The organism is Halosimplex rarum (assembly GCF_047715405.1).
GTDB lineage: Archaea > Halobacteriota > Halobacteria > Halobacteriales > Haloarculaceae > Halosimplex > Halosimplex rarum.
In genome coordinates, this window is record NZ_CP180412.1 from 246,467 (window position 1) to 264,566 (window position 18,100).

Annotated in this window: 19 protein-coding genes; 8 read left to right on the forward strand and 11 right to left on the reverse strand. The window is 67.6% G+C overall.

Annotated features, from left to right (window positions below; translation table 11 throughout):
• The first annotated feature begins 15 nt into the window (after positions 1-15).
• Entirely contained in the window at positions 16-318 is a 303-nt protein-coding gene (locus ACMGFH_RS01160; protein ID WP_415380945.1) for a hypothetical protein, read from the forward strand.
• 69 nt (positions 319-387) lie between these two features.
• Here the strand turns inward: ACMGFH_RS01160 and ACMGFH_RS01165 are convergent, their stop codons facing one another.
• Both ACMGFH_RS01165 and ACMGFH_RS01170 read right to left on the reverse strand, forming a co-directional pair.
• Positions 388-840, reverse strand: a complete 453-nt coding sequence (locus ACMGFH_RS01165; RefSeq protein ID WP_415380946.1) for a DUF302 domain-containing protein — start codon at positions 838-840, stop codon at positions 388-390.
• A gap of 93 nt (positions 841-933) precedes the next feature.
• Entirely contained in the window at positions 934-1,077 is a 144-nt protein-coding gene (locus tag ACMGFH_RS01170; protein ID WP_415380947.1) for a hypothetical protein, read from the reverse strand.
• Between the two features lie 267 nt (positions 1,078-1,344).
• Between ACMGFH_RS01170 and ACMGFH_RS01175 the strand changes: the two genes are divergently transcribed.
• The 3 genes from ACMGFH_RS01175 to ACMGFH_RS01185 all read left to right on the forward strand — a co-directional run bounded on the left by ACMGFH_RS01175 (position 1,345) and on the right by ACMGFH_RS01185 (position 7,284).
• Positions 1,345-3,309, forward strand: a complete 1,965-nt coding sequence (locus tag ACMGFH_RS01175) for a COG1361 S-layer family protein (RefSeq protein WP_415380948.1) — start codon at positions 1,345-1,347, stop codon at positions 3,307-3,309.
• A 4-nt stretch (positions 3,310-3,313) separates the two neighbouring features.
• Positions 3,314-5,761, forward strand: coding sequence for an efflux RND transporter permease subunit (locus tag ACMGFH_RS01180; RefSeq protein ID WP_415380949.1), 2,448 nt, complete (start codon positions 3,314-3,316; stop codon positions 5,759-5,761).
• Between the two features lie 116 nt (positions 5,762-5,877).
• Positions 5,878-7,284, forward strand: coding sequence for a dihydrolipoyl dehydrogenase family protein (locus tag ACMGFH_RS01185; protein WP_415380950.1), 1,407 nt, complete (start codon positions 5,878-5,880; stop codon positions 7,282-7,284).
• Between the two features lie 775 nt (positions 7,285-8,059).
• Here ACMGFH_RS01185 and ACMGFH_RS01190 read toward each other — a convergent pair.
• The 3 genes from ACMGFH_RS01190 to ACMGFH_RS01200 all read right to left on the reverse strand — a co-directional run bounded on the left by ACMGFH_RS01190 (position 8,060) and on the right by ACMGFH_RS01200 (position 9,745).
• Positions 8,060-8,617, reverse strand: coding sequence for an NAD(P)/FAD-dependent oxidoreductase (locus ACMGFH_RS01190; protein ID WP_415380951.1), 558 nt, complete (start codon positions 8,615-8,617; stop codon positions 8,060-8,062).
• Positions 8,618-8,736: 119 nt separating this feature from the next.
• Positions 8,737-9,180 (reverse strand): hypothetical protein, encoded by a 444-nt coding sequence (locus tag ACMGFH_RS01195; protein WP_415380952.1) that lies wholly within the window; start codon positions 9,178-9,180, stop codon positions 8,737-8,739.
• Positions 9,181-9,268: 88 nt separating this feature from the next.
• The gene (locus ACMGFH_RS01200) at positions 9,269-9,745 is read right to left on the reverse strand and encodes an SRPBCC family protein (RefSeq protein ID WP_415380953.1); all 477 of its coding nucleotides are present in this window, start codon (positions 9,743-9,745) and stop codon (positions 9,269-9,271) included.
• A 110-nt stretch (positions 9,746-9,855) separates the two neighbouring features.
• Between ACMGFH_RS01200 and ACMGFH_RS01205 the strand changes: the two genes are divergently transcribed.
• A complete protein-coding gene (locus ACMGFH_RS01205) occupies positions 9,856-10,368 on the forward strand; it encodes a CNNM domain-containing protein (RefSeq protein WP_415380954.1) in 513 nt (170 codons plus the stop codon).
• 46 nt (positions 10,369-10,414) lie between these two features.
• Here ACMGFH_RS01205 and ACMGFH_RS01210 read toward each other — a convergent pair whose 3' ends face one another.
• Entirely contained in the window at positions 10,415-11,668 is a 1,254-nt protein-coding gene (locus ACMGFH_RS01210; protein ID WP_415380955.1) for a Glu/Leu/Phe/Val family dehydrogenase, read from the reverse strand.
• Positions 11,669-11,805: 137 nt separating this feature from the next.
• Entirely contained in the window at positions 11,806-12,666 is an 861-nt protein-coding gene (locus tag ACMGFH_RS01215; protein WP_415380956.1) for an HpcH/HpaI aldolase/citrate lyase family protein, read from the reverse strand.
• On the opposite strand from ACMGFH_RS01215, the gene ACMGFH_RS01220 reads away from it, so the two are divergent.
• Complete coding sequence (locus tag ACMGFH_RS01220) at positions 12,667-13,230, forward strand: MaoC family dehydratase (protein ID WP_415380957.1); 564 nt, start codon at positions 12,667-12,669, stop codon at positions 13,228-13,230.
• An 86-nt stretch (positions 13,231-13,316) separates the two neighbouring features.
• Here ACMGFH_RS01220 and ACMGFH_RS01225 read toward each other — a convergent pair whose 3' ends face one another.
• Both ACMGFH_RS01225 and ACMGFH_RS01230 read right to left on the reverse strand, forming a co-directional pair.
• Positions 13,317-13,682 carry a DUF5658 family protein gene (locus ACMGFH_RS01225; RefSeq protein ID WP_415380958.1) on the reverse strand — a complete coding sequence of 122 codons (366 nt, stop codon included), beginning with the start codon at positions 13,680-13,682 and terminating at the stop codon, positions 13,317-13,319.
• Between the two features lie 177 nt (positions 13,683-13,859).
• Positions 13,860-14,231 (reverse strand): DUF5658 family protein, encoded by a 372-nt coding sequence (locus ACMGFH_RS01230; protein ID WP_415380959.1) that lies wholly within the window; start codon positions 14,229-14,231, stop codon positions 13,860-13,862.
• 219 nt (positions 14,232-14,450) lie between these two features.
• Here ACMGFH_RS01230 and ACMGFH_RS01235 point away from each other — a divergent pair, with 219 nt between their 5' ends.
• Together ACMGFH_RS01235 and ACMGFH_RS01240 are read left to right on the forward strand one after the other, a co-directional pair.
• Positions 14,451-15,095, forward strand: coding sequence for a chemotaxis protein CheC (locus tag ACMGFH_RS01235; RefSeq protein ID WP_415380960.1), 645 nt, complete (start codon positions 14,451-14,453; stop codon positions 15,093-15,095).
• A gap of 14 nt (positions 15,096-15,109) precedes the next feature.
• On the forward strand, positions 15,110-15,817 hold the full coding sequence (locus tag ACMGFH_RS01240) for a 5-formyltetrahydrofolate cyclo-ligase (protein WP_415380961.1): 708 nt from the start codon (positions 15,110-15,112) through the stop codon (positions 15,815-15,817).
• A 52-nt stretch (positions 15,818-15,869) separates the two neighbouring features.
• Here ACMGFH_RS01240 and ACMGFH_RS01245 read toward each other — a convergent pair whose 3' ends face one another.
• Together ACMGFH_RS01245 and ACMGFH_RS01250 are read right to left on the reverse strand one after the other, a co-directional pair.
• Positions 15,870-16,250, reverse strand: coding sequence for a hypothetical protein (locus tag ACMGFH_RS01245; protein WP_415380962.1), 381 nt, complete (start codon positions 16,248-16,250; stop codon positions 15,870-15,872).
• Between the two features lie 236 nt (positions 16,251-16,486).
• The gene (locus ACMGFH_RS01250; RefSeq protein ID WP_415380963.1) at positions 16,487-17,797 is read right to left on the reverse strand and encodes a hypothetical protein; all 1,311 of its coding nucleotides are present in this window, start codon (positions 17,795-17,797) and stop codon (positions 16,487-16,489) included.
• Between the last annotated feature and the right edge of the window lie 303 nt (positions 17,798-18,100).

Here is an 18,100-nt window from a genome sequence, read left to right on the forward strand (position 1 = left end):
ATCGTACCACCGCGTATGCCCCTCCAGTTCGGGATCCCCGGCGGTATCGAGTTGCTCGTCATCCTGTTGATGGGTCTGGTGATGTTCGGTCTGCCGGTCCTGCTCGTCGTCGTCCTCGGGACGGTGTGGCTCCGCTCCCGCGATGACTACGACGACCGCATCCGGGAACTCGAAACGGAGATCGCCCGGTTGCAGGCCCAGGTCGGCGACGGCGCGTCTGGCGGCGCGACGACGGACCACGCCGGCGACGCGGGAACTGACGACGTCGGAACCGACTCCACCGCGGACGGCAGTAGCGACGACGGCTCCTCGCAGTGACTCGGTCCCGCTCGCCGTCGCGTTCACCGGGCACTCTGCATTCTCTGAGCCGCCCAGATCGGGTACTGGTCAGGGCCGCGCGTCGAGGTTCGCCCACGCCTCGTCGACCATCTGCCCGGTTTCTGCGACGATGTCGGCCCACTCGTCGGAGTCGGGCGCCATCCCGTTGAGGCGGGCGATCCGCATGATGGAGACGTGATAGACGGTCTGGACGCCGGGTTCTTCCTGCCAGACGACGACGCCGCAGGGGAACAGCCCGCCGATGCGGCCGTCGGAGGCGTCGAGCGCGCGGTCTGCCATCGCGGGGTTGCACGCGCCGAGGAAGTAGTAGGGGTCGCGGTCCGCGTCGACCTTCTCGTTGAGCAGGTCCGACGGGGCGAACTCCGCCGGGAACCCGAAGCCAGCGGCTTCGAAGGCCTCGCGGACGTGTTCGATCGCCGCCTCGTGGTCCATCTCCAGGGTCGCGCGCTTCTCGCCGATGTCTCCGCTCGTCAGTTCCGCGGGGTCGAAGGGGAGCGCCATACGCTCACCTGACGGTCGCCGCAGCAAAAACTGTGACCCCGGTAGTCGAGCGGGCTCGTCCGGCGTCGGACACGAACCCCGCGCTGCACGCCCTCAGGCCATCTCGTCGCCCGATACCGTCTGGTCTGACTGGATCCACGCCCGGTGGTTGTCGACGTCGTAGATGACGACGTCCCCGTTTGCGATCTCGAGTTCGTCGTAGCGGCTCGTCTCGGAGCGGGTCTCGTTGGTTGCCATTGGTAGTGTCCACGTTCCGTCGCTGTCTGCCGGTTCGACGCTATCGGTAACTACGCCCTATGCCTTGTTAAATGTTATCAATTAACGAACTGAATCCGCGGGAACGCGTTCCGGTCCGCCGTACCGTGTCTGCGGCCGAACAAACTGGCAGATCGTTCACTACGGTTTACAATGATTGACGGGGTTGGGGCCGAAATCGGCGGACGACACCTGCGGCGCCGCCTGTTGGTCCCCGCGGCACGGTGGGTGAGGAACGTGATTTCAGGTATGCAACGGTCACAGGCCACGGTAGTCGCGACAGTCGTACTGCTCGTCCTCGCGCCGAGCGTCACCGCCGGCGCGGTGGACGAACACGAGATAACGGGTCATCCGGGCATCGACGTGTCGGTGCCCGACACGGACTTCCAGCCGGGCGAGCAGACGTCACTGCAGGTCGTCGTGCTCAACGACGGCAACGTCACCAGCGGGTCGGCCTCGAACCCGCAACTGGAACAGCAGGTGACGACCGCCCGGGCCGTGCGCGTCAGCGTCGACGACGACCACGAGGCGCCCGTCACGATCAACACGAACGAGCGCGCTCTCGCGCAACTGCCCGACGGGTCGTCGGCGCCGGTCGAGTTCAGCATGAGCGTCGACCGAGACGCCCAGCCGGGCACCTACGAGCTCCCGATCAACGTCAGCTACAACTACACGGAGTCGGTCGACCCCCAGACGAGTGAGACCGAACGCAACAGCACCACCCGGAACTTCACGGTCGACCTGACGATCGAGGAGGCCGCGCAGTTCCGCGTGACGAACGTCGAATCGACCGCGCGCATCGGCGCCACGGGGACGGTCGACGTGACTCTCCGGAACACCGGGACCGCGGTCGCCCGCAACGCCTCGGTCGTGCTCGAGTCCCAGAACGCGGACCTGACCTTCGGACAGGCCACGTCGTCGTCGCGCTACGTCGACGGCGTCTGGGAGTCGGGCGAGCGCCGGACCGTCTCCTATCGCGTCAGCGCCGCCCAGTCGGCGAGCGAACAGCGCTACGCCTTCGGCGCGACGGTCAACTACGAGGACGAGGACAGCACGCCGATGCAGTCCCAGTCGCTCTCGTTCGGGGTCACGCCCGAACCCGAGCAGTCGTTCAGCGTCGCCTCCGTCGAGAGCGACGTGGCCGTCGCTGACGACGGGCCGGTCACCGTCACCCTCCGCAACGACGGCCCCGCGGCGGTCCGCGACGCCTCGGTCACATTCACTTCCGGCAGCAGCGCGCTCGTCTTCGGCGGCTCGGCCAGCGCCAGCCAGTACGTCGGTGCCTGGGCCCCCAACGAGACCCGCGAGATCACGGTCGATGCGACGGCGACGCCCGACGCCGAGTCGCGGAGCTACTCGCTGCAGGCGTCGGTCGCCTACGAGGACACCGAGGGCGACCCCGGCGAGTCCGGGGCCCTCCAGTTCGGCGTCGAACCCGACCCCGAAGTCGAGTACGAGTTCGCGGCGAGTAACGTGAGCTCTTCGCTCCGCGTGGGCGAGGAGGGGACGCTCTCGGGGACGATCACCAATACCGGCGACGCGCGCGCGGACAGCGTCGTCATCGTCTTCGAGAGCGAGAGTTCGAGCGTCTCGCCGCTCGAACGGGAGTACTCGGTCGGCAACTTGCGGGTCAACCAGTCCAGGAACTTCGCGTTCGACGTGGAGATCAGCGAGGCCGCGGAGTCCGGCCCGCGCCAGTTCACGCTCCGTCCGACCTACCGCAACGAGGACGACGAGCGCCGCGAGGCCGAGAGCTTCGACGTGCGCCAGCGCGTCGGCCAGCAGCGCGATCGCTTCGACGTGTCGGCCGGCAACGCGACGGTCGAGCGCGGGGCCGGCCGCGTCCTCGAAGTGACGGTCACGAACGACGGCGAGAGCGCCGTCGAGAACGTCAACGCCGCGCTGTTCGCTGACGACCCGATCAGCGTCGACGACAGCGAGGCCTACGCCGACCGGATCGAACCCGGTGAGTCCGAGACGCTCACCTTCGAGGTGAGCGCCGGCGGCGGCGCGCTGACGAAGTCTTACCCCCTGGAGATGGACTTCCAGTACGACGACGCCGACGGCGACACGAAGCTCTCCAGCGGCTACACCTTCGCCGTCGACGTGACCGAACCCGACGACGACGGCGGCAGCGGCCTGCCGCTGTCCGTGATCGCCGTCGCGGTGGTCGCCGTGATCGTCGTCGTCGGCTACCTGCGCTTCGGCAGGTGACCAGATGGTCTTCCAGTGGTTCACCGACGAGGTCGGCGAGGCCATCTCCGCCTATCCGGGGCGGATCAGCCTCGCCTTCCTCCTGCTGACGGGAGTGTTCCTCCTCGGTCTGGGGAACGTCGAGACCGAGTCCGGCAGCAACCAGTTCGTCGAGGACCTGGACTCCTTCGAGGCTTTCGAGGACATCCAGCGCGAGTTCGGCTCCAGTTTCGGGGAGAGTTCGACCACGACGCAGTTGCTCCAGCGCGAGCAGAACGTCCTCTCCAGGCCGAGCCTCTTGCGACTGTTGCGGGCGCAGGAACGGCTCCAGGACCACGAGGACCTGCGAGTGACGAGCGTCTCCAGTCCCGCGCGGACCGTCGCACAGCAACTCGACCCGCAGGCGACGACGGTCGAGGCGCAGATCGACGCCGTCGAGGCGGCGACGCCCACGGAGATCGACGAGGCGGTCCGCGCCGCGGCGGAGACCCAGGGGTTCACCTCGCAGGTCAGCGAGGACTTCGACCGCCAGAGCGCGGCGGCGAGAGCGGCCCAGGCCAGCGTCACCCACGACCGCGACGTCGGTTCGCGCGAGGAGCGCGTCGAGCGCGTCCTTGCGACCGTGGGTGGGGACATCCAGATCGTCGGGAGCGCGCCCAACACCATCGGGTCGTCGCTCGCGCTCGTCCTCCCCGCGGCGTTCATCCTCATCATCCTCTTCCTGATCGTGGCCTACCGCGACCTGGTCGACCTGATACTCGGGGGCTTCGCGATCGTGATGACGCTGCTGTGGACCTTCGGCTTCCTCGGACTGGCGGACATCCCGTTCAACCCGCTGCTGGTCGCGGTTCCGCCGCTGCTCATCGCGGTCGGGATCGACTTCGGGATCCACGCCATCAACCGCTACCGCGAGGAGCGCGAGCGCGGCCAGCCCGTCGGCACGTCGATGATGGTGACGACCGAGCAGCTGCTCGTCGCCTTCTTCATCGTCATGGGGACGACCGTCATCGGGTTCCTCTCGAACCTGCCGAGCGCGCTCGAACCTATCCGCGACTTCGGCGTCGTCGCCGCCATCGGGATCTGCTTCACCTTCCTGATCTTCGGGATCTTCCTCCCGGCGGCGAAGGTCAAGATCGACCGCCTGCGCGCGCGGTACCCGATCCCGACGATGAGCGAACGACCGCTCGGTTCCGAGGGGTCCGCGCTCGGTCGCCTGCTCAGCGGCGGCGTCGTCATCGCGAAGCGCGCGCCGGTGCTGTTCATGCTCGTGATCCTCGTCGGCAGCGGCGCCGCGGGCGTCTACGCCACGGGCGTCGGCACCGGTTTCAGCCAGGACGACTTCCTGCCGCCGGAGTACGACGAACTGCCCCAGTGGCAGAAAGACCTGCCCGGACCGTTCAGCCCGCCCGAGTACAGCTACGTCGAGAAGACGAACTACATCGACGACAACTTCCCGTCGAGCAGTTCGGTCATGCTGTTCGTCGAGACGCGGATGGGCCGGGACGCCGCGCTCGATCAGGTCCACCGGGTCGGGCGGGATCCGCCTCCGACCTTCGAGCGCGACGGCCGGCACGCGGAGAGCCAGTCGATCGTGACCATCGTGCAGTCCTACCAGGAGCGCGATCCGGAGTTCCGCGACCTGGTGGCGCGCAACGACCCCGACGCCGACGGCATCCCCGAGCAGAACCTCGGCGAGGTGTACGGATACCTCGAATCGGCGCCGGCGAGCGGGGTCGGGGGCGTCCTCGCCGAGGACCGCCGGAGCACGCTGGTGACCTACTCGGTCGACGCCGACGCCACGAACACCGAGGTGTCCTCCGACGCAAGGGTTGTCGCCGCTGAGACGCCGCTGGAGGCGACGCCGACCGGCAACGCCGTCATCTTCCAGGAGGCGTCGAGCCTCATCCTCGACACGGTGATCACGAGCCTGATCATCACGCTCGTCGGCGCCTCGGCGTTCCTGATCCTCGTCTACGGCGTGCTGGAGGGGCGCCCGTCGCTCGGCGTCGCGAACGTCGTCCCCATCGCCCTGACGGTGACGTTCGTCGTCGCGTCGATGCGCTACCTCGGCATCGACTTCAACGCGATCAACGGGGTGATCCTCTCGCTGACGATCGGGCTGGGGATCGACTACTCGGTCCACGTCACCCACCGCTTCGCCGACGAGTTCCACCGCGCGGACATCGAGACCGCGCTCGACCGCGCCGTCCGCGGCACCGGCGGGGCGCTCACCGGGAGCATGCTGACCACCGTCGCCGGGATGGGGATGCTCGTGTTCGCGCTGAACCCGGCGATCGGCGCGTTCGGCGTCCTGACCGCCCTGTCGGTCGTCTACGCCTACATCGCGTCCATGCTCGTCCTGCCGTCGACGCTGGTCATCTGGGACCGCGTCGTCAACCGCTCGCGGCCGGCGCGGTGGATCCGCGCCCGACGGCGCAGCGGTCCCGCACCGCGCTCGCCCGTCGAGGACTGAGAGCGCGGCGGTCGCGGGCCGACCGCCGTGTTCCCGGGCCGCCGCGCCGACTCGGAGAGGCGGGCCGGCCGCACGACCGCCCCGAACGATTTAGGACTCGTCCACGTACCGGAGGTATGGTTCACGTGGTTATCATCGGCGCGTACGGGAGCGCCGGCGCCGTCGTCGCGGAGGAACTCGCCGACGAACCGGACGTCGAACTCACGCTGATCGACGACGGCGACCCCGGCGGCGGCCTCTGTATCCTCCGGGGCTGCATGCCCTCGAAGGAAGTGCTCTCGGCCGGCGCGCACCGCTTCCAGGCGCGTCACGACGACCGCCTCCGCGGCGAGCCCCACGAGGTCGACCTCGAACGCACGATCGATCGCAAGGACGACCACACGCTCGGCTGGGCGGAACATCGCAGGGACGCGATCCACGACCTCGCCGAGCGTGACAACGTGCGGTTCGTCCACGACACCGCGTGGTTCGTCGACGACCGCACCGTCCGCGCCGCCGGTCGCCGGTTCGAGGCCGACTACGTCGTCGTCGCCACCGGGTCGGCCGTCAACATCCCGGACCTCCCGGGCATCGAGGACGTCGAGCACCAGACGAGCGCCGACATCCTGGACGACACGGACCTCCCCGACTCGGCGGTCGTCATGGGTCTGGGCTACATCGGCCTGGAGATGGTGCCCTACCTCAGCGAGGTCGGCGGCACCGACGTGACCGTCGTCGAGCACGACGAGCGCCCGATCGACGAGGCCGACCCCGCCTTCGGCGACGCCGTCCTCGACCTCTACCGCGAGGCCTTCGACGTGACGATCCCGACCGAGTGCTACGAGAAGCGGGTCGAACCCACCGACGACGGCGGCGTCCGCCTCTACCTCGAACACGCCGACGGCGAGGACGAGGTCGTCGAGGCCGACGAACTCTACCTCTTCACCGGGCGCCGGCCCTGTCTCGGTCGGCTGGGCCTGAAGAACACCGCTCTTCGGCCCGGTCCCGACTGGGTGCTCGACACGATGCAGGCCCGCGACGACAACCGCGTGTTCGTCCCCGGCGACGCCAACGGCAAGGAACAGATCCTCCACGTCGCCAAGGAACAGGGAGCCACGGCCGCCGAGAACATCCTCCGCCGCGAGCGGGGCGTTCCGCTCCAAGACTACCACAACGTCACCCACCACGTAATCTTCTCGGGGCTCGGCGTCTACCCCTACGCTCGCGTCGGCATGACGGAACGCGAGGCCCGCGACTCGGGCTACGACGTCGTCGTCGCCAGGCGCCAGGCCAGCGACGACGGCGTGTTCAAGGCCAAAGACGTGCCGGAAGGGCTCTCTAAACTCGTCGTCGACCGCGACAGCGCGACGGTGCTGGGCTGGCAGGGCCTGCATTACCACGCCGACGTGATGGCCAAGACCATGCAGATAGTCGTCGAGATGGGTCTCGACGTCCGCGAGGTGCCCGACCGCGCGTTCCACCCGACGACCCCAGAGAACATCGACGGCCTCCTCCGCGACGTCACCGCCGAACTGTCGGAGTGAGGGGCCGATTCAGCCGACCGGAATTGCGAAATGGCGCGCGCTGTCGCGGCCGCGAGTCCACTTCGGACGAGCGGCCGCGGCGGAGCCGTGCGAGGGATGAGCGAAGGAGCGGACGCGACTGAGCGAATCGGCTGGGGAGGTGTGAGGCCGTCGGCGGTGCTGTCCCTGGTGGACTGAAAGGGCGAGACGCGCTCGCGTACAGTTTAGTCGTCTGCGTCGGCTCTATCCGAGCGAAGCGAGGATATCCGACGCAGCGACCGCGAGCGCGACGAGGGCTTTCGATGCTTGCTGTCCACTGCGGTCCAGAGCACTGCTAGCGAGCGCGTCGAGGGCTTTCGTCGCATTCTGTCCCCTGCAATCGTAACTCCGAGCGAGGAAGACGAGCGGGCTTTATTTCCCGTAGCTGGTCGCGTGCGGCGAGCGACGACCCAACACAAAATTTCAAAAGAGCTTCACGTCATCGGGGTCGACTGGTCCCATGAGCAGGCGGAGAGCGATCGCGGAGTTCGCGATGTACTGGTGTCTGCTGTTCGGGGGAGCCGCGGGAGTCGTCGGCCTCTGGATGCTCACGCGGCTGGAGATGGGACCGAATCCGACAGTAGTGCCCGTCCTTTCGACTATCGGGTTCGCAGCGCTGTTGCTATCGGTCGGTGTCTTTCTCAGAGTTCGACTCGGTCGGCCAGTATCGACGGCGAATCAGCGCGATTGAACGGCGAGAACGCGGCCGTCGTCACAGGACGACCGGCTGCGACGACCGGGGGGCGATCGCTCGGCCTTACTCCGCGTCGTCGGGGACGTCGAAGTCGTGGAAGTGCTCGCCTTTCTCCTTCGAGAGGATGTCGAGGGCGGCGGCAGCGCCGTCGCCGGCGGAGATGATGGCCTGCCACTCCTCGGCGCGGACCATCGCGCCGGTGGCGTACGCGTCGTCGACGTCGGTCTCCATGTCGACGTCGACGTCAACGACGTCCTCGTCGGTGAACGCGCACCCGAGGTCCTCGGCCAGACCGCGGTTCGCGCCGGTGGCGAGGACCAGGTAGTCCGCGGCGAGGTCGTCGTCTTCGGTGACGACGCGGAACTGGTCGCCGTCGCGCTCGACGGTCTGGACCTGTTCGCCCTGCCGGCGGTCGACGCCGAACCCGTCGACCTGCTCGCGGGCGTCCTCCAGGAACGCCGTCCCGTCCTCGCTCTCGATGCCGAGGTAGTTGAACAGGTGCGCCTTGTGCAGCCAGGTCTTGTCCGTGTCGAAGACGACGGTGTGGAGGTCGTTCTTGGCGGTGAACAGTGCGGCGCTCAGGCCGGCGGGACCCCCGCCGACGACAGCTACGTCTGTCATACGAGAACAAAAGACAGGGAATCAGAAAGTCGTTAGCCTACCCCGACTCGATTTCCGGCAGTTGGTTGCGACGGACCGTCGCTAGCGGTCGACACCCAGTATAACCGTCCGCGCTCCAGTCAACAAACGCTGGCGAAAAAGGAGACAGTTCCGTCGCCCCTAATTGTGCCGGACGCGCCACCGAAACACGCGTTGTTCTCGATGGTCGTGTGTTCGGTCGTCCCCAGAGTGCTCAGCGTGACTCGGAACGACTCGACGCCCTCGGGGTCGGACGCGGAGGTGTTGTAGACGGTCCGTTCGGTCCGGGGTGGGAGGTGGTAGGTCTCGTTGTGGACCGTGGTGTTGGTCGCCACCCGGACGACCCGTAACTGCGCAGTGACGGTGCGGTTCCACCGGTTCTCCAGACTCACTGTCTGTGGACTCGGCTCGTCCGAGAGGGCCTCGAAGCCGACGGCCTCGGGCGTCGGTGTCGGCGGCTGACTGACTGGGAGGGCCGAGAGGCAGCCGCTGACTGCGAGGAGTACCGCGACGGCGGCGACCGCGTGCTGTCGCTGCGACGACATACGAGCGGGTCGGCGCTCGGCGTAAAATTCTTTCTGGCCCGACTCCGCGTGGTGGGGACCGACGACAGCGTGATCCGGGCGGTTTCGGCTACTCCTCCAGCAGCTCCTTCGTCTTCCGGTGGCGATAGCGGAACAGCGGCTCGAAGCCGATCCAGCCGAGCGGGCCGAAGAGACCGCGGACGACGGGGAGTTCGTACTCGACGCGGTCGTGGACGCGCGTCCCTCCGTCGACGGCCTCGAAGGTGTGGGTGTGGACCCACTTCGGGAAGGGGCCACGCATCATCTCGTCGCGGAACAGCGCCGTCCCGTCGCCCTCCTCGCGGGCGGCGACGTAGGAGACCCACCGCTGGCGCGGCGCGACGCCGAACGGAGCGATGGTCGACACGATCTTCGAGCCGGTCTCCAGGGTCTCGGGGTCGGGTTCCCCGTCGGGACCGACGGCCGACTCCACGCGCAGGTGCATCCAGTCGGGCGTGAGCGCCTCCAGTCCGGAGTGGTGGGAGTGGAACGCCCACACCTCCTCGAAGGGAGCGTCGACGATCGTCTCTCGCTCGTAGACCGGCATGGTCGAGCGTTCGGCCCGGCGAGGCATAACGGGTGGGACGAATTCACGGCGGCGGAGACCGGGCGGGACCAGTCCCGGGATACTTCCGGCGGGGTGGAGAACGGGGTGGCATGGTAGGTCTCTCAGTCGCGGTGGCGGGTATCGCGGCGACGCTGGTTCTGCTCGCGTGTAGCGCCTTCTTCTCCAGTTCCGAAACGGCCATCTTCTCGCTTCCCAGGGCATGGGTCGACGAGGAGGCCGAACACAGCGAGCGAGCCCGAGTGCTACAGGGACTCGTCGACGACCCCCATCGCCTGCTCGTCACCCTCCTCGTCGGGAACAACGTGGTCAACGTGGCGATCTCGAGCATCGTGACCGTGCTCGTCACCAGCTATCTGGAACCCGGACCGGCGGTGGTCGTGGCGACGCTGGTCACGAGCACGCTGGTCCTGCTGTTCGGCGAGATCGTCCCCAAGTCCGTCGGCCTGGGGAACGCGGAGCGGTGGGCCGTGTCCGTCGCGCCGGTCGTCCGCGCGGTCGAGACCCTGCTCGGACCGGTCATCACCGTCTTCGACGTGGTCACTCGACGAATCGGGACGGTGTTCGGGAGCGACGAGGCGATCGAAGAGCCGTACATCGACTGACGCGGTCTAGCGGACCTCTCGCGGGCGGGCCCGTTCTGGTCGCTCCCTACGGCCAGGTACCGGCCTGTTCGCTGGCGGTCACCACGCGCTCGATGGCGACGACGTACGCGGCGGTCCGGAAGTTCGGCAGGTCGCGGTCCTCCAACACCGACGTCAACCGGTCGAACGCGTCGACGACGACGGTCTCCAGTTCCTCGTTGACGCGCTCCTCGGACCAGTAGAAGCGCTGGCGATTTTGAACCCACTCGAAATAAGAGACGGTGACGCCGCCCGCGTTGGCGAGGATGTCCGGGAGGACGGTCACGTCGCGGTCGGTCAGGACGTCGTCGGCGTCGGGCGTCAGCGGACCGTTGGCGGCCTCGACGATCACGTCGGCTTCCACCTCGCGGGCGAGGCCCTCGTCGATGGCGTTCTCCAGCGCGGCGGGCACTAGCAGGTCCACGTCGAGGGTGAGCAACTCCTCGTTGGGCAGCGTCTCCGGCGCGTCGTAGTCGGTCACGTCGCCGGTCTCGGTCTTGCGAGCCTTGGCGGCGCGGGTGTCGAGGCCGTCCGGATCGTACACCGCGCCCGAAGAGTCCGAGACGGCGACGACGCTCGCGCCCAGGTCTTCGAGGAGTTCGGCGGTGATCGAGCCCGCGTTCCCGTAGCCCTGCACGGCGACGGTCGCGCCCTGGATCTCCTTGCCGAGGTAGTCGAAGGCCTCCCGCGCCGTGAGCATCACGGAGCGACCGGTGGCCTCGACGCGGCCCGCGGATCCGCCGCTCTCCGGCGCTTTGCCGGTGACGACGCCCGGCTCGGTCGTGTTCTCCAGGGTCTCGTAGGTGTCCTTGATCCAGTTCATCTCCCGGCGGCCGGTGTTGACGTCGGGCGCGGGGACGTCCCTGTCCTCGCCGATGATCGGCCGCAGTTCCGTGGCGAACGAACGCGTGAGCCGTTCGAGTTCGGCTTCGGAGTACTCGTCGGGGTCGACGACGATCCCGCCTTTCCCGCCGCCGTAGGGGATGTCGACGACGGCGCACTTGTACACCATCCAGCCCGACAGCGCCTTGACCTCGTCGCGGGAGACCTGCGGGTGATAGCGGATGCCGCCCTTGTAGGGGCCGCGGGCGCCGTTGAACTGCGAGCGATAGGCGCGGAAGACTTCGACCGATCCGTCGTCCAGCTCGACCGAGAGGTTCGTCTCGAGGATCCGTTCGGGGCGTTTGAGGCGTTCGAGCGCGCCGGCGTCGACGTCGAGGTGCGCGGCGGCGTCGTCGACCTGCTCCTGGAGGCTCTCGAAGGGATTGGCGTCTTCGGCCATGCGAACAGATGGGTCAGAGCGCTGAAAAGGGTTCGGCCGATCGCCGACTCACGGGACGATCAGCCACTGAGGTTCCGGAAATCCGCCGATCCGTCACATCCGAGAGAGCCCGTCATTTCCGGCGGAAACGGCGTCGCTCATTCGGGGTCTCCGTCCGCCGCGCGGGCCCGGTCCAGCACCCGCTCGGCCTGGGCGACCAGCGGCGCGTCGATCATCTCGCCGTCGACGGCGAAGACGCCCCGCCCCTCCGCGTCGGCTTCTTCGCTCGCCGCGAGCACCCGCTCGGCCCACTCGACGCGCTCGGGTGCGGGCGTGAACGTCTCGTTGATCGGACCGACCTGCGACGGATGGATGGCGAGTTTGCCGTCGTACCCCAGTTCGAGCGCGAACTCGGTGTCGTTGCGCAGGCCGGCCTCGTCCACGAAGTCGGTGTGCAGCGTATCGATCGCGTCCACGCCTGCCGCGGCCGCCGCGAGGACGACGTGTTCGCGGGCGTGGAGCACTTCGGTCCCCTCCTCCGTCCGGGTCGCTCCGACGTCGGCGGCCAGATCCTCGGCGCCGAAAATCAGGGCGTCCGTGGGCCTCGCGGCAGCGATCGCCTCGGCGTGCAGGACCCCCGCGGCCGTCTCGACGAGCGCGAGTATCGGGAGGTCGGCGTCGCGTTCGGCCGCGAGATCGGCCAGCGCCTCGACGTCGTCGGCTTCCTCTGCTTTCGGCAGGACGAGCGCGTCGAGCGCCGCCCGCGCGGACGGGTCGTCGAGGATCGCTTCGAGGTCGTCGCTCGCGCCGCGGCCCGGCGGCTGGACGCGCACGCAGACCTCGCAGTCGGCGTCGAGCGTGGAGAGAACGTCGCGGACGGCGTCGCGGGCGTCGGCCTTCTTCCCGGAGGCCACGGCGTCTTCGAGGTCGAAGACGACGGCGTCGGCCCCGGTAGTCGGGGCTTTCCGCATGAGTGTCGGCTGGTCGCCCGGCGAGAACAGGACGCTCCGGCGTGGCATGTGCGTTCCTGGGTCCGCCAGCGGTTTGTAGCTACGGGCGCCGAGGGGTATCGGCGTGTCAGCCAAATCGTTAACCGCCGCCGAATCGAGAGTCGATCCATGTCAGGGCGTTACTACGAGGACTTCGAGGTCGGCGAACCCATCGCCCACGACAAGCGCCGCACGATCTCCGAATCGGACAACCAGCGGTTCTGCGACCTGACGATGAACCAGCAGCCGTTGCACCTGGACGCCGAGTTCGCCACGTCGACGCAGTTCGGGGAGCGACTGGTCAACGGCCTCTACACGATGAGCCTCGCGGTCGGGCTCTCGATCCCCGAAACGACCGACGGGACCATCGTCGCCAACCTCTCGTACGACGACGTGGAGCACCCCGAACCGGTGTTCCACGGGGACACGATCCGCGCGGAGTCGACGGTCACGGACAAGCGGGAGACGAGCGACGGCGAGCGCGGCGTCGTGACGATGCGCGTCGAGGCGTATCGCGTCGAACCGGGGGAGGACACGCTGGTGTGTTCGTTCGACCGGACGGTGCTCGCGGAGAAGCGGACGAGCGACGAGTGACGGCGTGCCCGTCTGTGGAGAGGTCCGGCGCCGACGGAACGGATCCCACGGCCGTTCCGGGGGCCGGCGGACACGCGACGGGTCGCTCAGACCGACGCGAGTACGACGGCGTTGACGAGGACGGTCACCGTCCACGGGAGCGCGAGCCCCAGCGCGATGGCCGTCCCGTGACGGGGTCGGGCCGCCCGGAGGCAGACCGCGCCGCCGACGACGAGGAGTTTCGCCGCGGCGAGCGCGCCGAAACCGGCGCCGTCGATGGCCCAGCGCATCACCGGGTTCCCCTCGGCGAGCCCCATCGACAGACCGAGCCAGGTGGTCGAGACGTCCAGCGCGAGCGACGCGAGGACGACCACCCAGAGCGCTCTCTCGACGACCCGGTCGTCGGCGTCGCCGACGGACCGGGCCTCGAACACCCACGGTCTGTCCAGACTCGTTAGTAGTGAACCGCGCATCGTACCCACCGCACGCTACCCCCCACCCAGAGGGGTGAGTCGTGCGTGTGGCGACTCGTCACAGTCCGCTAAAAAAGGATCGTTTCGATTGCACGTTCACCGTCGGTCGAGTCGAAGCGTCTCGGGTGGGGGCGGCGTGTCGCCGGCCCGGGGGCACTGGCCCGAGGCGGGCCGCGTTCAGAGCGACGCCAGCAGCGCCGCGTTGAAGACGACGGCCAGTACCCAGGGGATGGCGAGACCGATCGGGGCGACGAGCGCGTACTCCGGCCACAGCGCGCGGAAGACGAGCGCGACCGCGACGGCGCCGGCTTTCGCGAGCGCCAGGGCACTCAGGCCGAACGCGTCGAGCGCCTGCCGCATGAGCGGGTTGCGTTCGACGAGGCCGATAGAGAGGCCGTACGCAGTCAAAACGATGTCGAGCACGAGCGCCCAGCAGACCAGCACCCACAGCAGCAGTTCCAGGTCGGACACCGAACCCGAAACCGCGCCGAGGTACTCGTCGATCGTCGACGAGTCGACGGCCGTCGGATCGGTCGTGAAGAGCGGCATGTGTGGGGTCTCGACGGGTTGGTCGGTCGCCGGGGGTACGTCGAACCGTCCACCCGCCATCTCGTATCCCGTTCGACATCCCCAAGAGTATACGTCGCTTATGTATCACGTATCGCGGTACTCGGAAACTACCGGTAGAGCGGTCCCCTGCCCGCCGAGGGCGATCCGCGCTCGTGCGGTCCCCAGAGCGTTTACATTGGTCGAGACCCACGGAAGGGTATGGATTACGAGGTCGACGTGCGGAAACTGGCCCTCTTCAACGAGATGGCGAAGGAGGGAGCGTCCACCGTCTCGGCCCACCTGAACCAGCTCTCGGGGCTCCACACGGAGATCGAGGTGTCGAAGATCAGCTTTCTCGACATGGAGGACGTCAGGACCCATCTGGGTGACCACGAGCAGGTCGGAATCTACGTCGAACTGACGGAACCACCCTACGGGTACGTCCTCTTCATGCTCGAACCCGCAGGCAGCAAGCGCCTCGCGCAAAGTATGGTCGGCGACATGGGGAGCGACGACGACGCCGACGGCCACTTCACCGACATGGAGCGCTCGGCCATGCAGGAGATCGGTAACATCATGACCAGCGGTTTCATCGACGGGTGGGCGAACGTCCTCGACACCACCATCGACATGTCGACGCCCTCCTTTATCTTCGGCCCCGCGAGCGACATCGTCGACGAGATGGGCGGCTGGCCCGACGAAGAGATCGCCTTCGTCGTCGACTCCCACGTCGTCGCCAGCGACGCCGACGTGGAAGTCACCGTCTACACCTTCCCGCAGCTGGCAGACCTCGTCCAGCTGATCCAGAACATCGACGTGGAGACCGACGTGCAGGCGGACACCGCCGCCTCCGACGTCATCTGACTCCGGTGGTCGACGTGGACAAACAGTCCCTCCGCGAGACGGTGTGGGACGAACTCGAAGACAGCGGCGAGGCCCGCTTTCCCTTCCCGCCCCACGGCCGCATTCCCAACTTCGCCGGTGCCGACGCCGCCGCCCAGCGCCTGGCCGGCCTCGACGAGTGGACCGACGCTCGGCGGCTGAAGGCCAACCCGGACGCGCCGCAGCTCCCGGTCCGACGCGCCGCGCTCGACGCCGGTAAAACCGTCTACATGGCGGTGCCCCGACTCCGCGACGAGCGTTGTTTCTACCGACTCGACCCCGCCGAACTCGCCGATCCAGACGCCGCGGCGACCGTCTCGGGCGTCGAGGACCACGCCGAGCAGGTCGGTCCCGCGGTCGTCGACCGGATCGACCTCGTCGTCGTCGGGAGCGTCGCCGTCTCGCCCGACGGCGCCCGCGTCGGCAAGGGCGAGGGATACAGCGACCTGGAGTTCGCCGTGCTGTCGGAACTCGGGCTGGTCGACGCGGAGACGACGGTCGTCACGACAGTCCACGAGTTACAGGTCCGCGATGGGGTCGCGGTCGACGCCCACGACGTGCCCCTTGACGTGATCGTCACGCCCGAGCGCGTCGTTCGGACGGAGACTCCCCACGAGCGGCCCGCGGGCATCGACTGGGACGCGCTGGACGACGAGCGGATCGAAGAGATCCCGGTTCTCGAACGGTTTTCGCCGGACGGCTGAGCGGATCCGGCGGTCGCGACGCGAGATCGTCCGTGACGACGACGCCGGCGCGTCAGCCGGTCAGCACCGCTGTCTCCGCGTAGTCGAGCGCGAACGCGCCGAAGCCAGTGAGCGCGCCGACGGCGACCGCGAGGGCCAGGGCGTGCGAGTTTCGGACGGAGAACGCCCCCACAGTGACGGCGAGGACGAGGAGGAAGGCGAGGCCGAAGGTCGCCACGGTGACGGCTATCCGGCGGCGGAGATGAGAGACCCCCGTGCCGAGGCCGGTGATGACGAGAGCGACCGCCGTCACGCCGGCGAGGAGGCCGACGGGGAGCCCGACGAACAGCGAGAACTCGATCCACCGGAGCGCGACCTCCGTGACCGCGACCCCGACCGCGAGGAACGCGGCCAGTCCGGCCGCGAGAGCGAGTACGAGTGTGCGGATGCGCATGGCGGTACTTCGGGACGTTCGGTGAAATACCTCTGCCCGCGTCGCGGCGTTCAGTATCAGTTGCGAATCTAACGCTGGCGTTTCTATCATCTATCGGTGATGTTGGTAGAGCTGTGCTGAATACAGAGCGCTTATGCAGCAAAGTAGGCGTTCGGATTGACCGAGTCGAACGGAAGGTGGTACATTGTCTTCGTCTACCACTGGCAGATGGGCGATCTCGGTCGTGTACGGGCCTCTTAGCTTCTCCTCCGAATCGCGACCAATGTCATCAGGACGAGCGCCAGCGAGAGTTCCATGGCACCGAATCCAGGACCGTCGCTCCCCGTCGTGGTTGCCGTCGGATCTGAAAGCGAATCCGGTCTCGGAGTTGCCGTCGGTGTTCGTGTTGTCGTCGGCATCGGTGTTGGGGTGGGAGTGACCGCCGGTGTTGGCGTCAGTGTTGGGGTGGGAGTGACCGCCGGTGTTGGCGTCAGTGTTGGGGTGGGAGTGACCGCCGGTGTTGGCGTCAGTGTTGGGGTGGGAGTGACCGCCGGTGTTGGCGTCAGTGTTGGTGTAGGCGTGACCGCCGGTGTTGGAGTGGGAGTGGCCGTCGGTGCTGGCGTCAGTGTTGGGGTGGGAGTGGCCGTCGGTGCTGGCGTCAGTGTTGGGGTGGGAGTGACCGTCGGTGTTGGGGTAGGAGTGGCCGTCGATGCTGGCGTCGGTGTTGGAGTAGGAGTGGCCGTCGGTGTTGGCGTCGGTGTCGGCGTCGGGTCACTCACGGTGACCGTGCCGCAGGTCGCGCTGTCGCTGTCCTCGCCATCGCTGTACGACCACACCTTCACCCGCGGGTCGTAGGTGCCCGGCTCGGCGTACGAGACCGTCCGCGAACTCTGGGTGGTGAATTCGCCGAACGAACTGCCACCGAACTTATCGTATTGGTAGTCGTCGGCATTCTCCGACTCTGAGGCATCGAGCGTCACCGATTCACCGGTCTGGACGCTCGTGTCCGACACCGTACATCGAGCGACTGCAGTCGGTGCCGGAGTTGAAGTAGCCGTCGGCGTCGGTGTGGGCGTGGGTGTCGGGTCGCTCACGGTGACCGTGCCACAGGTCGCGCTGTCGCTGTCCTCGCCATCGCTGTACGACCACACCTTCACCCGTGGGTCGTAGGTGCCCGGCTCGGCGTACGAGACCGTCCGCGAACTCTGGGTGGTGAACCCACCGAACGAATTGCCACCGAACTTATCGTATTGGTAGTCGTCGGCATTCTCCGACTCTGAGGCATCGAGCGCCACCGATTCACCGGTCTGGACGCTCGTATCCGAGACCGAACACTTGGCGACCGGGTGGCTACTCGTGGCGGCCGGGAGCGACGCCCCCACCTCACCGCCATCGAGCGTGTCGGTCGGCGCGCCCGCACCCTGGGCCGTGGTCGCGCCGACCACCGCGAGAGCGACGAGCGTCAGCAAAACGAGCTCATGGAGCCAGTCGCTGCCTGTCGGGCCAGGGTTCGCCAGTCGGTCAGGATAGTTATGCTCGCCCGTCTCGTTGTCAGTCGGTGGATTCATTGGTGATCGCTCGTCCCCCGACGTGCTCGATCACCCCTCGCGCACGTGGGAAACCGCATCTGGGCGCTGACGGTGGCAGCCGACGACATTTGGCGTTCGTCTGGCGGCCGCCAATCGTTCGGGGGCCTCAGGACCGAATCAGTGCCGTCGAATCACCCACACACCCAGGTTGTAAAATCTGTTACGTTTCACACATATAAATATACGGTCTTAAGTGCCCCTTCTCTATTTGAGGTAGATTTTCCATCCGACGAGTACACCAGCGTCGCTCTTGATATACGCAAGTCGGTGCAAGTCACCCAC

Excerpts from the sequence above, each read along its gene's own strand:
- ACMGFH_RS01225 (WP_415380958.1), bottom strand. The coding sequence starts at position 13,682 with ATGCGCGGTTCACTACTAACGAGTCTGGACAGACCGTGGGTGTTCGAG.
- ACMGFH_RS01210 (WP_415380955.1), bottom strand. The coding sequence starts at position 11,668 with ATGGCCGAAGACGCCAATCCCTTCGAGAGCCTCCAGGAGCAGGTCGAC.
- ACMGFH_RS01245 (WP_415380962.1), bottom strand. The coding sequence starts at position 16,250 with ATGCGCATCCGCACACTCGTACTCGCTCTCGCGGCCGGACTGGCCGCG.
- ACMGFH_RS01185 (WP_415380950.1), top strand. The coding sequence starts at position 5,878 with ATGGTTCACGTGGTTATCATCGGCGCGTACGGGAGCGCCGGCGCCGTC.
- ACMGFH_RS01180 (WP_415380949.1), top strand. The coding sequence starts at position 3,314 with ATGGTCTTCCAGTGGTTCACCGACGAGGTCGGCGAGGCCATCTCCGCC.
- ACMGFH_RS01235 (WP_415380960.1), top strand. The coding sequence starts at position 14,451 with ATGGATTACGAGGTCGACGTGCGGAAACTGGCCCTCTTCAACGAGATG.
- ACMGFH_RS01250 (WP_415380963.1), bottom strand. The coding sequence starts at position 17,797 with ATGAATCCACCGACTGACAACGAGACGGGCGAGCATAACTATCCTGAC.
- ACMGFH_RS01160 (WP_415380945.1), top strand. The coding sequence starts at position 16 with ATGCCCCTCCAGTTCGGGATCCCCGGCGGTATCGAGTTGCTCGTCATC.
- ACMGFH_RS01200 (WP_415380953.1), bottom strand. The coding sequence starts at position 9,745 with ATGCCGGTCTACGAGCGAGAGACGATCGTCGACGCTCCCTTCGAGGAG.
- ACMGFH_RS01165 (WP_415380946.1), bottom strand. The coding sequence starts at position 840 with ATGGCGCTCCCCTTCGACCCCGCGGAACTGACGAGCGGAGACATCGGC.
- ACMGFH_RS01205 (WP_415380954.1), top strand. The coding sequence starts at position 9,856 with ATGGTAGGTCTCTCAGTCGCGGTGGCGGGTATCGCGGCGACGCTGGTT.
- ACMGFH_RS01170 (WP_415380947.1), bottom strand. The coding sequence starts at position 1,077 with ATGGCAACCAACGAGACCCGCTCCGAGACGAGCCGCTACGACGAACTC.
- ACMGFH_RS01215 (WP_415380956.1), bottom strand. The coding sequence starts at position 12,666 with ATGCCACGCCGGAGCGTCCTGTTCTCGCCGGGCGACCAGCCGACACTC.
- ACMGFH_RS01190 (WP_415380951.1), bottom strand. The coding sequence starts at position 8,617 with ATGACAGACGTAGCTGTCGTCGGCGGGGGTCCCGCCGGCCTGAGCGCC.
- ACMGFH_RS01175 (WP_415380948.1), top strand. The coding sequence starts at position 1,345 with ATGCAACGGTCACAGGCCACGGTAGTCGCGACAGTCGTACTGCTCGTC.
- ACMGFH_RS01195 (WP_415380952.1), bottom strand. The coding sequence starts at position 9,180 with ATGTCGTCGCAGCGACAGCACGCGGTCGCCGCCGTCGCGGTACTCCTC.
- ACMGFH_RS01230 (WP_415380959.1), bottom strand. The coding sequence starts at position 14,231 with ATGCCGCTCTTCACGACCGATCCGACGGCCGTCGACTCGTCGACGATC.